Source organism: Paenarthrobacter nicotinovorans, assembly GCF_007670255.1.
GTDB lineage: Bacteria > Actinomycetota > Actinomycetes > Actinomycetales > Micrococcaceae > Arthrobacter > Arthrobacter nicotinovorans_B.
Map to the genome: position 1 here is coordinate 38489 of NZ_SZVS01000011.1, position 15179 is coordinate 53667.

Annotated in this window: 10 protein-coding genes; 4 read left to right on the forward strand and 6 right to left on the reverse strand. The window is 64.8% G+C overall.

All coding sequences use genetic code 11. The features are described 5' to 3' along the window. Window positions 1–20 precede the first annotated feature (20 nt). Window positions 21–2708, reverse strand: a complete 2688-nt coding sequence (locus FDP28_RS15955) for a bifunctional acetate--CoA ligase family protein/GNAT family N-acetyltransferase (protein WP_144662525.1) — start codon at window positions 2706–2708, stop codon at window positions 21–23. 55 nt (window positions 2709–2763) lie between these two features. On the opposite strand from FDP28_RS15955, the gene FDP28_RS15960 reads away from it, so the two are divergent. After that, window positions 2764–5280: a DNA gyrase/topoisomerase IV subunit A gene (locus FDP28_RS15960; protein WP_144662526.1), complete on the forward strand. Its 2517-nt coding sequence runs from the start codon at window positions 2764–2766 to the stop codon at window positions 5278–5280. A gap of 69 nt (window positions 5281–5349) precedes the next feature. Here the strand turns inward: FDP28_RS15960 and FDP28_RS15965 are convergent, their stop codons facing one another. Next, complete coding sequence (locus FDP28_RS15965; protein WP_144662527.1) at window positions 5350–5733, reverse strand: VOC family protein; 384 nt, start codon at window positions 5731–5733, stop codon at window positions 5350–5352. A 128-nt stretch (window positions 5734–5861) separates the two neighbouring features. Between FDP28_RS15965 and FDP28_RS15970 the strand changes: the two genes are divergently transcribed. After that, complete coding sequence (locus FDP28_RS15970) at window positions 5862–6380, forward strand: DinB family protein (RefSeq protein WP_144662528.1); 519 nt, start codon at window positions 5862–5864, stop codon at window positions 6378–6380. Here FDP28_RS15970 and FDP28_RS15975 read toward each other — a convergent pair. Genes FDP28_RS15975 through FDP28_RS15990 form a run of 4 tightly spaced genes read right to left on the reverse strand, consistent with a single transcriptional unit; the run spans window position 6377 to window position 13519 of the window. After that, the gene (locus FDP28_RS15975; RefSeq protein WP_144662529.1) at window positions 6377–7387 is read right to left on the reverse strand and encodes a GNAT family N-acetyltransferase; all 1011 of its coding nucleotides are present in this window, start codon (window positions 7385–7387) and stop codon (window positions 6377–6379) included. The two genes, FDP28_RS15970 and FDP28_RS15975, sit on opposite strands and share 4 nt — an antisense overlap. A gap of 9 nt (window positions 7388–7396) precedes the next feature. Further along, window positions 7397–10807 carry a thiol reductant ABC exporter subunit CydD gene (cydD, locus tag FDP28_RS15980; protein ID WP_144662530.1) on the reverse strand — a complete coding sequence of 1137 codons (3411 nt, stop codon included), beginning with the start codon at window positions 10805–10807 and terminating at the stop codon, window positions 7397–7399. 6 nt (window positions 10808–10813) lie between these two features. Then, window positions 10814–11896: a cytochrome d ubiquinol oxidase subunit II gene (gene cydB, locus FDP28_RS15985; protein WP_144662531.1), complete on the reverse strand. Its 1083-nt coding sequence runs from the start codon at window positions 11894–11896 to the stop codon at window positions 10814–10816. A gap of 18 nt (window positions 11897–11914) precedes the next feature. Further along, window positions 11915–13519: a cytochrome ubiquinol oxidase subunit I gene (locus tag FDP28_RS15990; protein ID WP_144662532.1), complete on the reverse strand. Its 1605-nt coding sequence runs from the start codon at window positions 13517–13519 to the stop codon at window positions 11915–11917. Between the two features lie 281 nt (window positions 13520–13800). Here FDP28_RS15990 and FDP28_RS15995 point away from each other — a divergent pair, with 281 nt between their 5' ends. Then, the gene (locus FDP28_RS15995; RefSeq protein ID WP_011774471.1) at window positions 13801–14187 is read left to right on the forward strand and encodes a BlaI/MecI/CopY family transcriptional regulator; all 387 of its coding nucleotides are present in this window, start codon (window positions 13801–13803) and stop codon (window positions 14185–14187) included. 5 nt (window positions 14188–14192) lie between these two features. Next, a complete protein-coding gene (locus FDP28_RS16000; RefSeq protein ID WP_144662533.1) occupies window positions 14193–15179 on the forward strand; it encodes a M56 family metallopeptidase in 987 nt (328 codons plus the stop codon).

Below are 15179 nucleotides of genomic sequence, written 5' to 3' on the forward strand. Positions count from 1 at the left end.
CGCCCACCGCTTGCCTGTGGCTAACTCCGCATCGCCCGGCGGGCACTGTCCGTGCGCTGGGCCGCGTTACCGATCCACACTTCGGCCCCCAGGATCTTCGCGCCTCCGGGCCCCGCAAGAACCGGGTTGAACTCCACCAGCGCAATCCCGGGGTGGTCATCCTTGAGCTTGGCAAGCCTGGCGGCGATGTCCTCAAGGGCTGCCACATCCACGGCCGGGAGGCCCTGGTACCCAAAAAGTTTCCGCGACGCCCGTGGTGACCGGATGACATCATGCAAGTCGGCAGCCGAGAGCGGCGGCACCCTGTGCGCCCAGTCATCCAGAAGGTTCACGGCGTCACCGGCCAACCCAAACGAGACCACGGGCCCCAGGAGAGGGTCCTCCATGGCTCGGAAAGTGCAGGCTTGCCCCACCGGAGCCATGGCTTGGACTTCCAGCGAGGGTGAGCCGAACGGCTCCAGTGCGCGGCGCATCTGTGCGATGTTCTGCCGCAGGGACTGGGCATCCTGGATGTCCAGGCGCACCCCGCCCAGGTCCAACCTGTGGCGGAGGGCCGGGTCGGTCGTCTTCAACACCACCGGCCAGCCCACGGCCTCAGCCGCTTCGATGGCCTCCTCATCGGTGCCGAACCCAATGCTCGGCAGCACCGCGATGCCGTAGCCTGCCAGCAATGCCGCAGCTGCACCGGCGTCGAGCTTCCTGATCTTTTCGCCGGTGACACCGGCCAGCATGGCCGCCAGCCTCTCACGTGTGCCGTCGATGTCGCAGCCCTCAGGCTCGACGAAAAGTCCGTGATCGCGGTCCCGCCACTGGGCATAGCGGACGATGGCAGCCAGTGCCGCTACTGCCGCGCCGGCGTTGGAGTAGCACGGCAGCGGTGGCTTCCCCGCGGAGCCCACCATGCCCTCCACATGGACAGAAGGGTCGAGGATCCCCGTGAAGGCCGCGACAACGGGCTTCCCGGCCTCCTCGGCGCATCCGGCGAGGACACCTGCGAGCGCCTCCACGGTCAGGCCGCGGGCCGGGAGGAGGGCGGCCACCACGGCGTGGACAGAGTCGTCCGCAAGGCTTTCCTGCAGGCTGGCCCGTAGCGCCGGCAGCGCGAGTGACATACCGGCGTCGAGGTCCACCTCAGTGACCAGGCGATTGACGTCCAGGCCCAGCGGGACCGCACTGTCCGCCACCACTTTGGCCAAGGCCACTGAATTGGAGTACACCGCCAGCCCCGGCCCTTGGGGCAGCGCCTGGGAGGAGGCGATCTGGGCGATGTCCATGAGTTGTTCGATGGTGTCGACCCGGATGACACCGGCCTGGCGCATCATGGCGTCCAAGGCAGCTGACGGCGCCTGGGTAGTCCGGACCTCGTGGCCGGGCGGCAGCGTGAGGCCGGTGACGTCCGACTTGGCAACAATCACCGGCTTGCTGCGTGAGAGCCTGCGCGCCAGCCGGGAGAACTTGCGGGGGTTGCCGATGGACTCCAGGTAGAGCCCGACGGCGGACGTGTCGGCGTCGTCCTCCCAGTACTGCATGACATCGTTGCCGGAGACATCGGCGCGGTTGCCGGCGGACAGGAAGGAGGACAACCCCAGTCGACGGCGGCTGGCGGCCGCATATACCGCCACGCCCACGGCAGCCGACTGGCTGAACAGGCCCAGGCTCCCGCGCGGAGGCATGGCGGGGGCCATGGAAGCATTCAAGGAGACCGCCGGGTGCGTGTTCAGGATCCCGAGCGACTCCGGACCGATAACGCGCATACCGTTGGCCCGTGCCCGGCGTACCAGCTCATGCTGGCGCGCCAAGCCCCGCTCGCCGTCGTCGGCGAATCCCGCAGTGGCCACCACGATCCCCTTGACCCCGGCCGCCGCGCAATCGTCCACCACCTTGGGCACTTCTTCATAAGGCACTGCAACGATCGCCAACTGGACCGGGCCGGGGATCTCGGACAATTTCGAGAACGAGATCATGCCGGCGAGCTCAAACGCTTCGGGGTTGACGGCGTACACAGGTCCCTTGAAACCACCTTCGATGATGTGCTCAAGCAGTTGGTAGCCGACCGTTCCCCACTTGCGGCTGGCACCAATGACAGCCACGGACGACGGCGACAGGAGGTCGCGTACGCTGCGGGCCTCCGCGCGGTGCTCCCGGGACTCCATGACTGCCCGTGATTTCTCGGTGGGATCGATGTTGAACTCGACACTGACCACGCCGTCGTCGAATTGCCGCTTGAGGTCGTACCCGGCGTCTGCGAAGACCATCAGCATCTTGCGGTTGTCCGGCAGGACCTCGGCGGTGAACCGCCGGATGCCGTTCTCCCGCGCCGCGACCGCCAAGTGTTCGAGGAGGATCGAACCGATGCCCCGGCCTTGGTGGGCGTCGGAAATATTGAAGGCGACCTCTGCTTCGCTGGGGTCATCGAGGCGGTCGTAGCGGCCAATGCCCATGATTTCGCCGCCGATGGTGATCACGAACGCTACGCGGTTGATGTGGTCCACTTCCGTGAAGCGGCGCACTTCCTTGCCGGACAGCCTCGGTTTGAACGAGAAGAACCGCATGTAGATGGACGCCTGGGACTGGCCCGCATGGAAGGCCTGCAGGGCATCGGCGTCCTCGGGCCGAATGGGGCGAAGGTGGGCTGTCCCGCCGTCGCGCAGGACGACATCGGCCTCCCAATATTCCGGATAAATGCCGACGCCGGGCTGATCCACCATAGGCTTAGCCTAGCTAAAACATCCGCAGTACAACTTTCGAGGATCCACCTGCCCCATGGCCCGCAGCCAAACTTCCGCACGCAAAGCCGAACCGCTTGGCGATTTCACTGAGAACATCGTCGACATTGATGTCACTTCCGAGATGGAAGGCTCCTTCCTGGAGTACGCCTACTCGGTGATCTATTCCCGCGCCCTCCCGGACGCACGCGACGGCCTCAAGCCTGTCCAACGCCGCATTTTGTACATGATGTCGGACATGGGCCTGCGCCCGGACCGCGGACACGTCAAGAGCGCCCGCGTTGTGGGCGAGGTGATGGGTAAACTCCACCCCCACGGTGACGCCGCGATCTACGACGCCATGGTTCGCATGGCGCAGGACTTCTCGCTGCGCTTGCCGCTCATTGATGGCCATGGCAACTTTGGCTCGCTCGACGACGGCCCTGCGGCTCCGCGTTATACCGAGGCCCGCCTGGCGGCTGCGGCCTTGACGATGACCGACCACCTCGACGAAGACGTGGTGGACTTCGTCCCCAACTACGACAACCAGCTGACCCAGCCGGACGTTCTCCCGGCAGCTTTCCCCAATCTGCTGGTCAATGGCACCACGGGCATCGCGGTTGGCATGGCCACCAACATGGCGCCGCACAACCTGGTGGAAGTCATCGCGGCGGCAAGGCACCTGATCGCCAATCCCGACGCGACCCTGGATGAGATCATGCGCTTCATTCCGGGGCCGGACCTTCCCACCGGTGGCCGGATCGTCGGCCTGGATGGAATCCGCGACGCGTACGCCACCGGCCGCGGCTCCTTCAAGACACGGGCCAAGGTGGAGGTGGAGCAGTTGTCGGCCCGCCGCACGGGCCTGGTGGTTACGGAGCTTCCGTACATGGTGGGCCCTGAAAAGGTCATCGAGAAGATCAAGGACGCCGTCAACGCCAAGAAGCTGACCGGCATCAGCGACGTCGTTGACCTCACCGACCGCAACCACGGCCTGCGGCTGGTCATCGAGCTGAAGAACGGCTTCAACCCGAACGCCGTGCTGCAGCAGCTCTATCGCTACTCCCCCATGGAAGACTCCTTCGGGATCAACAACGTCACCCTGGTAGACGGCCAGCCGCAAACCCTGGGACTCCTGGATTTGCTGCGGGTGTACGTGGAGCACAGGCTCAACGTGGTGCGCCGGCGTACCTCGTTCCGCCTGGGTAAGAAGAAGGACCGGCTCCACCTGGTGGAGGGCCTGCTGATCGCGATCGTGGACATCGACGAGGTCATCCAGATCATCCGCTCCTCCGATGAGGCATCGGCCGCCCGCGAACGGCTCATGTCCATCTACGACCTCACCGAGATCCAGGCCAACTACATCCTGGAGCTGCGGCTGCGGCAACTGACCAAGTACTCCCGGCTTGAACTGGAGAAGGAACAGGACGAACTCCGCCGGGAGATCGAAGCACTTGAAGCCATTCTGGCTTCCGACGCATTGCTCCGCGACCTCGTCTCCGGCGAGCTGGGTGACATCGCCGAAAAGTACGGCACGCCCCGGCGGACCGTGCTGTTGGAATCCGAGGCCGTTTCACCCACTGTCGCCGCCGCCCTCGCTGCCGCGCCAGGCCCCAAGGGGAAGGCCGCCGCACTGCCTTTGGAGATTCCCGACGATCCTTGCTGGGCCTTGCTCAGCGCCTCCGGGCAGATCGCCAGGACCTCCAACCAGGAACCGTTGGCCGAGGCAGGCCCACGCACCAAGCACGATGTCTTCCGGTCCGTGGTCAAGACCACCGCCCGGGGCGAAATCGGTGCAGTGACCTCGCAGGGCAGGATGCTTCGGCTGCAAGTGATGGACATGCCGGTCCTGCCACCGGTCTCGGGACTTCCCAACCTGGCAGGGGGTGTTCCTGCCAAGGATTTCATTACCTTACTCAAGGGCGAGACCTTGGTGGCCTTTGTTCCCTTGGACGCCATTCTCGCACTGGGTACCGTCCAGGGTGTCGTGAAGCGCGTGCAGCCGGACTATCCGCTGAACCGCGAGGATTGGGAGATCATCTCCCTGAAGGACAAGGACTCGGTTTTGGCCGTGGAGCCCGCACAGGAGGACGACGTCGATCTCGTCTTTGTGACCCGGCAAGCCCAACTGCTGCGGTTCAGCGCCTCCAACGTCCGTCCGCAGGGGCGGACGGCCGGCGGCATGGCCGGTATCAAGTTGGCCGCGGGCGACGAAGTGATCCACTTCGGTACCGTGCGCGCCAACGACCCAGCCGCCGTCGTCGTGACCATCGCGGGGACGAACGGCGCCTTGCCTGGCACGGCACCCGGAACGGCCAAGGTGACCGCCTTCGAGGAGTACCCGGCAAAGGGCCGCGCCACCGGTGGCGTCCGGGTCCACCGTTTCCTCAAGGGTGAAGACACGCTGCTGCTGGCTTGGGCAGGGCATGGACCGGCCAAGGCCTCATCCGCGGCCGGAGTGGCCCGGGCCCTTCCCCATGAGCATGGGCGGCGGGATGGCTCCGGCGTGCCGTTGTCACAGCCCGTGGAAGCAATCGGGCCGAGCATGGCGTGGCCTGATATTCCAGCAGAGTAGGGCATGGCGAGGGCCGGCGGTTAAACCGCCGGCCCCTGTTGTTGGGGTGGCCATGCGCCGCTAGCCGCGTCAGCCGTTTTGGTTGATGCTCAGTATGTTTCCTTCGCTGTCAAGGAACCACGCTGCCTTCTCCCCGTCCGGCATGGTGGCAATGCCGTTCTCGGTTTTCAGTCCCGGGAAATCGTAGTCCTCAAACTTCACCCCTTTGTCCCGCAGCTCAGCGACTGTGGCTTCGACATCATCGACCATCCAGCCTATTTGGGTGTTCTTTGCCGTGCCCGCGTTGGAGGTTTGGTAGATGAGAAATCCGGTCCCGCCGCCGCACCTGTACTGGAGGTTGTCATCGGCGTCCGGATTGTCGGGTTCAAGTCCGAGCTTTTCGCTGTAGTAAGCGCGTGCCCGGGCGATGTCGTGTGCCGGTAGGACGGCACCAACCTGCTGATCCTTGAGCATTGTTTTCTCTTTCCGGCTCTCCTCCCGGAACGAACTTTACTCCTGGGCCGCACCGGAAGTAATCGCTAACGGCAGCGGAATTTACGGTCCTGCAGGGTAGGCGGACGCCGGGAGCTTAGACTGGCGGCATGCCGATCATCCCTGATGAAAAAGACTGGACCTGGGTCCTCTCCGAGCCGTGCCCTGAATGTGATTTCGACCCCGCCACTGTGACGCCGGCAACGGTGCCTGGCACGGTCCTGAACATGCTCCCCCGGTGGCGCGCGGTCCTGCGCCGCGACGACGTCGCCGCACGCCCGAACGACCACACCTGGTCTGCCTTGGAATATGCCTGCCATGTTCGCGATGTCTTCAGCCTCTTCGACCAGCGCCTGAACCTGATGCTCACCGAGGACGATGCACGCTTTGCCAATTGGGACCAGGACCAGGCCGCGATCGATGGCGACTACGGCTCGGCGGACCCCGCTACCGTGGCGGACGAGCTGGAAACCGAAGGCACTGTCATCGCGGAATCCTTTGCCCGCGTGGTGGAGGATGACTGGCAACGCACCGGAATCCGCAGCAACGGTTCCTCCTTCACTGTGCTGACGTTTTCCCGGTACTTCCTGCATGACGTCGTCCACCATCTGCACGACGTGGACGGCTAGAGGATTTTCTCCCACGTCATGCTGCGGTTCACCGGGGTGTACCCCATGCCCAGATAGAGTTCCAGCGCGCCCGTGGGGTTGGCCGAGTCGACATCAAGGGACGCCACATCCATTCCGGCCAGGGCGTAGCGGCGCATGGCGTCAGCAAGAAGGGCCTGGGCGATGCCGCGGCCGCGGTAGGCGCGCCGGACGCCAAGCAGCTCCGTGTAGCCTTCCTTGAATCCGCGCTCGACGGCGGAATGGGGGTCGTGGCTGGTCAGTTGGTACCCGGCCACTGCACCGGTGGAAGCATCGATCACCACGGCGCTGAGGTCGTGCCTTCCCGTGGGTTCTTCCATCGTGAAGCGCCACGATTCCTCGTCCCGTGGCTCGCTCCCCCAATGGTCCCTGAACGCATCGTTGTGGGCCATTCGCACGGGCTCAAAGAGCGGGGCTTCAAGAGTTCTGAGTTCGAACCCGTCCGGCAAGGACGCAGCGGGCAGTTGGTCCGCCAGGGTCCTGTGCATCTCATTGAACCAGCGAACGGCGTCATAACCGTGACCCATCAGGAGTTTCCCCTGGTGTTCGTGCTGCTGCTCGGTCTGGATACGGAGCCTCGGCGGGCTTGCCGGATGCCCGGCCGCGGCGTCGGCATCAAAGCGTTTGCGGGCCTGCTGCTCCTGCCACGCAAGGACCGCAGAACCGATGCCGCGTTGCTGCCATTGAGGGTCGACACATGCCATCCCGGTGGCTTTGTCGCCGTCGGGATTCTTGGCGATACGGCCGTATGCACGTGGCACGCCTGTGGCGTCAAAGCCCAGCAGCGTGCTCGTTTGCGGCGGGTTCTTGGTGGACTCCAGGATGTGGACCAAATCGCCACGCTTTTCGAACCAGACAGGATGTTCGACGGCGGCCGTCCGGGCGATCAATCCGGCCCACCCATCGAGGTCATCGGTGGTGGCGGCCCGCCAGCGGAGTCCGGTGGTTCCCGCATCGGGAAGGCAGTGGCTTGCGGCGTCGAAAGTCATGTCCTCAGGCTACTGAGGCCCTGGCCCCGCCACCAGCTCCTCCGTGTCCTGGGCAACCGTCGGTGTCCCCCTGCCCGGCAGTTCCAGCCGGGCATCCGAAGGGTCGATGTCCTCGGGATTGTGGGTCACCAGGACCACCGTGACGTCCTTCAGCCCGGCACGAAGGATTGTCATCATTTCCCGCGCTGAGGCTGCATCCAAGTGGGCGGTGGGCTCATCGAGAAACAAGACGGAGGCACCGGTCAGCAATGTACGGGCCATCGCGAGCCGCTGCCGTTCGCCCCCGCTAAGGAAGGAGCCGCCGGGACCAATACGGGCGTCCAAGCCACCTGGAAGGGCCCTCACCACGGCATCTAGCCCGACGGCGGCCAGCGCCTTGTACATCTCGTCGTCGTCTGGCTTCCGGCCGGCAGACCGGCTGAGCAGGAGGTTTCCCCGGACCGTGGAGTCGAAGAGATGGGCTTCCTGGGGGCACCACGCGGCGGTACCGGTCAGCATCGCCGTTCCCTCCGTGAGGGGGAGGAATCCGAGGAGGACGGAGAGGAGCGTGGACTTGCCTGCCCCGGAAGGACCCGTGACAGCCAGCCAGCGGCCCGGTTCCGCGACGGCTTCGACACCGGCAAAGACGGTGGGCCCGCCAGGCCAGGCCGCGGCGGCACCGCTGAGCTCCAGTCCTTGCCTGCCGGGCCGGTCAGGCAGATGCTGCGTTCCGCCGTCGTGCTCTTCCGGCGTGCCGGAACCGTCACCAGCGTCCAAAGCCCCGGATGCTGCCACCTTGTTCAGGACGTCGGCGAGCGCCGGCGCCTGGCGCACGGCGGAGACCATCCCCGCGAAGGGTTCCACCAAGGCAAGGTGCATCAGAACCATGACAGCCACGAGTTCAGGGGCAACGCCGCCGGCGAGGACAGACGGGGCACTCAGCACCCCGGCCCAGAGCGCTGAAACGGAGCATCCAAGGACAACCACCGCCTGGCCCAGGCCTTCTGCCCATGCCGAACGTTTCGCTGAAAGGGTTGCCACCCGGTCCTTGGCCGAGAGGGCGCTGATCAGTGGTTCGCCGATATTATTGGCCTGCAGCTCGGCGCGGGCGTCCAGGGCCGCGGCAACTCCCCGCAGCACCTCCGAATGCAGGTGCTGCCTTGCCTTCGCAGCATTGCGGTCGGCCAGGACGGCGAGCAGGGGCGCCACTGTCAGGCCCAGGGTGAACGTGAGCAGCACGGCAGGCATCGCCGCCGGCAAGACGATACCTGTGGCAAGGATGGCGGCCCCGCCCACGGCGACGGCTGTAATCGGAGGCAGGGCCACCCTCGGCAGGAGGTCCCGCAGGGTGTCAACGTCGTCCACGATCGAACCCAGGACGTTTCCACCTTGGAGGAGGCGTCGCAGGGACAACGCCCGGCGGCTCAGGGTTGCCCAGAGCACCCCACGAAGACGCGTCATGGCGGCGAAAACGGCGTTGTGGGTCAGCAGGCGTTCGCAATACCGAAGGACTGCACGTCCGATTCCGAAGAACCTGACGCCGACAATCGCGCCCAACAGGTAGAGGATCGGTGGTTGTTCGCTGGCCCTGATGATGAGCCAGCCCGACAAGCCGGACAGCGCCACAGCGAACAGCGCCGCGAGGACTGCAATGATCCCGGCCGCCGCGAACTTCCACTTGACCGGTTGCAGGACGCCCATCAGTCGTTTCAGGCTCCCCGCGGTGCTGTCCACCGGCCCGTCACCCAGGAGCTGTGCGTCATTCCCGGTTGCGGCATCCCACGCCTTGGCTGCGGATTGCCCGACCACCCCAGCGCCGCGCCCAGCAGGCGCTGTCACCGGTCCAGGTGTTTGTCCTGGCCGGCCGAGTTGTACGAGGTGGTCAGCGAGCGCGCGGGTTGCGGCGTCGTGGGCCACGAGGATGACAGTGGCCCTGCCGCGCAGCGACTCGATGGCACGGCGGATGGCCTCGGCCGACGCTTCGTCCAAGTGTGCTGTGGGCTCGTCGAGCAACAGGAGCGTCGCACCTGCTTCCACGCGTGCCAGGCCCCGGGCCAGGGCTACCCGACGCAGCTCCCCCGGGCTGAGCTCGGCGGGATGCTTTCCTGCAAGGTGGCCTGCCGAGGCGTTTCGGAGGACCCGTGCCGCGGCCAGCTCCACGTCTTTGTCGTAACCCTGAAGGTAAAGCTCGATCTCCTGCTGGACGGTTTCACAGGCCATGCTGGGATGCTGCGGAACCCAGGCGACCGTCCCGGGCCCAGCTCCGGTGACTCGACCTGCCACGGTGGCTCCGGGGCCCTGTCCGATGAGTCCGGCAAGGACTCCCAGGACGGTACTCTTGCCGGCGCCGCTGTGGCCATCGAGGGCGGTGATCTTCCCCTTCGGGGCGATGAAAGCAAGAGGTCCGACGGCGGCAGCGGACCGTCCGCGGTAGGTCACCGTCAGGCCGGTCACCACAATGTCATCGTGATCCGTCCCTGCGGCATCCGGCACTGGCTGTTGCGACGGTGCTTCAAGCACTGCGTTGGTGGTTTCAAGGGCAGCCCGGCCGTCGTCGCTGGCGTGATGGGCGGTGCCCAGTTCCCGCAATGGGAGGTAGCAGTCAGGAGCGAGGATCAGCGCCAGCAGACCGGCTTCGAGCGCCATGTCTCCCGCTACCAGCCGCACTCCGATGAAAACGGCCACCACGGCAACGGAAATGGTGGCAATGAGCTCCAGGGCGAGGGCGGACAGGAAGGCGGTGCGGAGTGTGCCCATGGTCCGGCTGCGGTACTGCTCGGAGATTTCCTCCAGGGCGGCGCGCTGTTCGCTGGCGCGTCCGAGTCCCACCAAAACCGGGAGCCCCTTGGCCAGTTCCAGGATGTGGCCGGAAAGTTTCCGCAGGGTCGTCTGCGCATCCCTGACGCTGTCTTCTGTGTGCCGGCCGATCAGCACCATGAACAACGGCACCAGGGGCACCGTCAGGACGATGACCACTGCGCTGACCCAATCGGCGAAGAGGATCCGGGCTCCGATCAGCAACGGCACCGTGGCGCAGTTGACCAAGGCAGGCAGGTACTGGGTGTAGTAGTCGTCCAGGGCATCCAGGCCGCGGGTGGCCAGGATGGCAAGGCCGCCGTCGTTCATCCCCTCAACGGAAGACGGGCCGCCGTCGTCCAGGGACCGCCTCAGCAGCCGCGCGCGCAGTTCCTCCTTGACGCCCAAGGCGGCGTGCCGGGCCGCGATGCCTTGTCCCCAGACGGTCAAGGACCTCAGCACCGCTCCCACTGCGCCCCACAGCAGGCCGCTGTTCCATTCGGACGAGCCTGTTGCCAGACCGGCAAGCATCACCGCCACGGCCTGCGCCATAAGGACCAGGGACAACGCCTTGAGCGCGGACATCAGTCCCAGGGCGTACAGCGCCGGGCGGGTGGCTTGTCCGGAAGGAAAAACGGGTTTCACGAGCGGTCAGTTTCCCGGTTGTGCGGGCTTGGTGGAGGCGCCGTCCTTGGAAATGAGTACTTTTGATGCGATGGCGGGCAGGAACCCGTGCGCTTCGGGAATATGCGCCGCGCTGACACGCCTTCTGAAGACCCAGTAGGTCCAGGCCTGGTAGGCGATCACCAGCGGCAGTCCCACGGCGGCAACAATGCTCATCAGGCCCAGTGTGTAGTCCGACGATGAAGCGCTGGAAATGGTCAGGTTGAAGGCCGGGTCGATAGTGGAGGGAATGACCACGGGGAACGCCGCACCGAAGATTGAGGCAGTGGCGCACACAATGAAGGCGCCCAGCGCCCCGAAGGCGCGTCCCTCGGACCCGGCGCGGGCCAGTGTCCACGCGAGGACCACGGCAACCACTGCCACAGCTACCAGGGCCCACGTCCACGGTTTGCCGCTGAGGAACTGGACAGCAACCATCCAGCCGAACATGGGCAGGACCGCTGCCGGGACCAACCTCACAAACCAGCGGCGGGCGCGGTGCCGCACCTCGCCGTCGGTCTTCAAGGCAAGGAATGCAAGGGCGTGCACCAGGGCAAAGGCGACCACACCGAAACCGCCCAGGAGCGCGTAGCCACTGAACCAGGACAGCGGCCCGCCGTCACGGTCTCCGTTGGCGTTCAAGGGAAGGCCCGTGGTGGTGAGCGCGAGCGCCGCGCCGATACCGAATGCGGCGACGAAAGACCCGACGGCGATCGCCCAGTCCCAGCGGTTGCGCCAGCGTTCCGAGTCCACCTTGCCGCGGTACTCGAAGGCGACAGCACGGAAGATCAGGGCAACCAATACAGCCAGCAGCGGCAGGTAGAGAGCCGAGAAGAGGGAGGCATACCAGAGCGGGAAGGCTGCGAAGGTGGCCCCGGCCGCGGTAAGCAACCACACCTCGTTGCCGTCCCAGACCGGGCCGATGGTGTTCAGGAGAACGCGCCGGTCAGTGTTGTTGCGTGCGAACAGCTTCATGAGCATGCCGACGCCAAGGTCGAAGCCCTCAAGGAAGAGATAGCCGGTCCACAACACAGCGATGGCCACGAACCAGATGGTTGGCAACAGTTCCATTGTCAGTTTCCCCTGCTCCTAGTAGGCGAATGCCAGGACGTCGTCCCCGGACTTGTCCGGAGTGTCGTTGTCTTTGTCATGCCGCTCCCCTGCGTCATCGCCGTCGTTGGCATGTGCCAGTTCCGGCATGGCGGAGGCAACTCCGCCGCGGACGTACTTGACCAGCAGCTTCACTTCCACCACCAGCAACACCGCGTAGATGGCTGTCAGCACCACCAGCGACGCCATGATTTCTCCTGCGCTGACGCCGGGTGAGACTGCTGCGGCGGTAAACATGAACACTTGGTCGATGCCGTTCATATCCGGGTTGGGGGCCACGACGAACGGCTGCCGTCCCATTTCCGTAAAGATCCATCCGGCTGCGTTGGCGCCGAACGGTGCCAGGATGCCGAAGACGGCTAGCCGCATCAGCCACTTGGAGCCGGGAACAACACCCTTGCGCGTCACCCACAGTGCCAGCAGGGCTGCGAAGGCTGCGATGCCGCCGAACCCGATCATCATGCGGAAGCCCCAGTAGGTCACTTCCATGACGGGAACGTACTGGATTTCCTGGCCTGCGCGGTCACCGTACAGCGGGTTGTCCGGCAGGTGCGTTCCGTATTTCTCCTTGTACTCGCCCAGGAGGCTGTTCACGCCCTTGACCTCGGTGGTGAAGTCTCCCTTGGCGAGGAAGGAAAGGATGCCGGGCACTTCGATGACGGCCACGATATCGTCGCAGTTCTTTGCGCCGAGGTTGCCCACGCTGAGGACCGAGAAGCCCGTGCCGTCGTGGCAAGCGGCTTCGGCGGCAGCCATTTTCATGGGTTGCTGTTCGAACATGAGCTTGCCCTGCAGGTCACCGGTGATGGCCGTGCCGGCGAAGGAAATCATGGCTACTACGGCACCGATCCTCAGGGACTTCATCCAGACCGTGTAATCGGCCTTGTCACGCCCCGGGATGTCCTGCGCCGCGCCGGGGATGATGCGGCCGTCTTTGCCAACAGTGTCGATGCCATCGTGCCGCCGGCGCCACAGGTGGTACCACGCGATGCCCAGCAGGAAGGCGCCAGCGACAGCGAGTGCGCCGAACAGTGTGTGGGGCACGGCAACCAGCGCAGTGTTGTTGGTGAAGACGGCCCAGGCATCGGTCATGACGGGGCGCCCGTCCACCATCTCGACGCCCACAGGGTGCTGCATCCATGAGTTGGCGACAATGATGAAGTACGCCGAGAAGACGGAACCGATCACCGCAATCCACAGGCACGCCAGGTGGACTCCGCGCTTGAGTTGCTTCCAGCCGAAGATCCACAGACCCAGGAAGGTGGACTCCACGAAGAAGGCCAACAGGGCTTCAAGGGCCAGGGGCGCACCGAAGACGTCCCCTACGAAGCGGCTGTACTCACTCCAGGCCATGCCGAACTGGAATTCCTGCACGATGCCGGTGGCCACGCCCATGATGAAGTTGATCAGGAACAGCTTTCCCCAGAACTTGGTCATGCGCAGGTACTCGGGCTTTCCCGTGCGGTACCACATGGTCTGGATGATGGCCACAACCAGACCAAGGCCGATGGTGAGGGGCACCATCATGAAGTGGTAGACGGTAGTGATACCGAATTGCCAGCGTGCGATTTCCAAAGCGTCCATGGCTGTCCTTTGTGCGGTGGACCGAAGTACGATGACGTTACTTCTACGTAGCGTAGAAAACTTCTCTTCTACACAGTGTAGAACAAATGCCGGGCAACGAAACCCATTCTTCAAGTGGCTTCCACCACGCGCAAGAGGTGGCGCCCCGCGAGCGCCACGCCGATTGTTCTACCTCACGTAGAATGGAGGCTGGAAAAGCGGTAGATTTATGGTGGAATGTTGGATCATCGCTCCCGACGGCAGTCACGCTGCGCCGGGATGCGGAAGGTAGGGAAGTATCGATGGCAAGTCTTGGGGAACTCGAGCGGGCAGTGATGGATCTGCTCTGGGCAGGCCAGGAAGCTGCAACCGCCAATACACTGCGTGACCTCTTGGCGCAGGATTCCGAGGCCGGGGACGGCACCGCCGGCCATCAAGGCAAAGACCTTGCAGTGACCACTGTCCTGACCGTGCTCTCACGCCTGGAAAAGAAGGGCCTGGTGGAACGTGAACGCGGAACACGCCCGCACCGTTACCAGGCTGTTTCCAGCCGCGCAGACCACACGGCCGAGCTGATGCACGAAGTCCTGGGTTCCGCCCCGGACCGCGAGGCAGTCCTGGCCCGCTTCATTGGCTCAGTCACCGAAAGTGAAGCAGCTACCCTGCGCAAACTGCTCGGCTACAATTAGCCACTATGTTCTGGACCTCATACCTGCTTGCGGTCCTGGCATTGATTCTGGCGTGGCCGGTTCCGGTCCTGCTGTCGCGGGCACAATGGCCGGCACGCTCTCCCTTCACGGCCATGATCCTGTGGCAGGCCATAGCCCTTGCCGGTGGACTGTCCATGATTGGCGCCATGCTTGTCTATGGACTGGAACCCATTGGCGACAACCTCCTGGCAGGGCTCAGGAGCCTGGCCGGGATGGTGTTCAACAATGAACCAACCACCGCACTGGGCTTCTGGCACCTCTTCGCACTGTCGGCAGCTGCGCTTCTTACGGCGCACCTGGTCTTTACCCTGCTGCTGACGTACTACAAAATCGAACGCCAGCGCCGACGGCACCGCGAGCTCCTGGCCCTCCTCGCATCCCCATCCGACGACGGACCAGGGACAGTGGTGATAAATCATGAATCCCCCGTCGCCTACTGCCTCCCCGGCGGCGCCCGCTCCGTCACGGTTCTCTCCGACGGCCTGATGGCCGCACTTGATCCCGCTGAGCTTCGGGCCGTCCTCATCCACGAAAATGCCCACCTTTCCCAGCGCCACGACCTCTTGCTGTGGGCTTTCGCCGCCTGGCGCCAGGCGCTGCCATGGTTTCCCACCACGCGCTTGGCCCAGACAGCAGTGAACTCGCTGATCGAAATGTTGGCCGACGACGTCGCACTTCGCACCGAGAGCAAGGGAACGCTCATCAAGGCCATTGCCATCGTCGCCAGCGGCAGCTCCCAGCCTGCCGTCAGCGCCGCAGCCCTCAAAGGCGGCGGGGCCGTCGTCGAGGGCTCTGGCGTCAGCGCCACCGGAGGTGCTGATTCACCACGCACGACGGCGTCACGCGTCAGCCGTTTGCTCTCACCTCAACCGCCGCTTACCACCGGCCTGAGGGCTTTGGTCCTTGCCGCCTCCGTGCTGCTGCTGGCAGTACCGACGGCACTCTTGATCGTGCCGGGGTTGCTCGGTTAG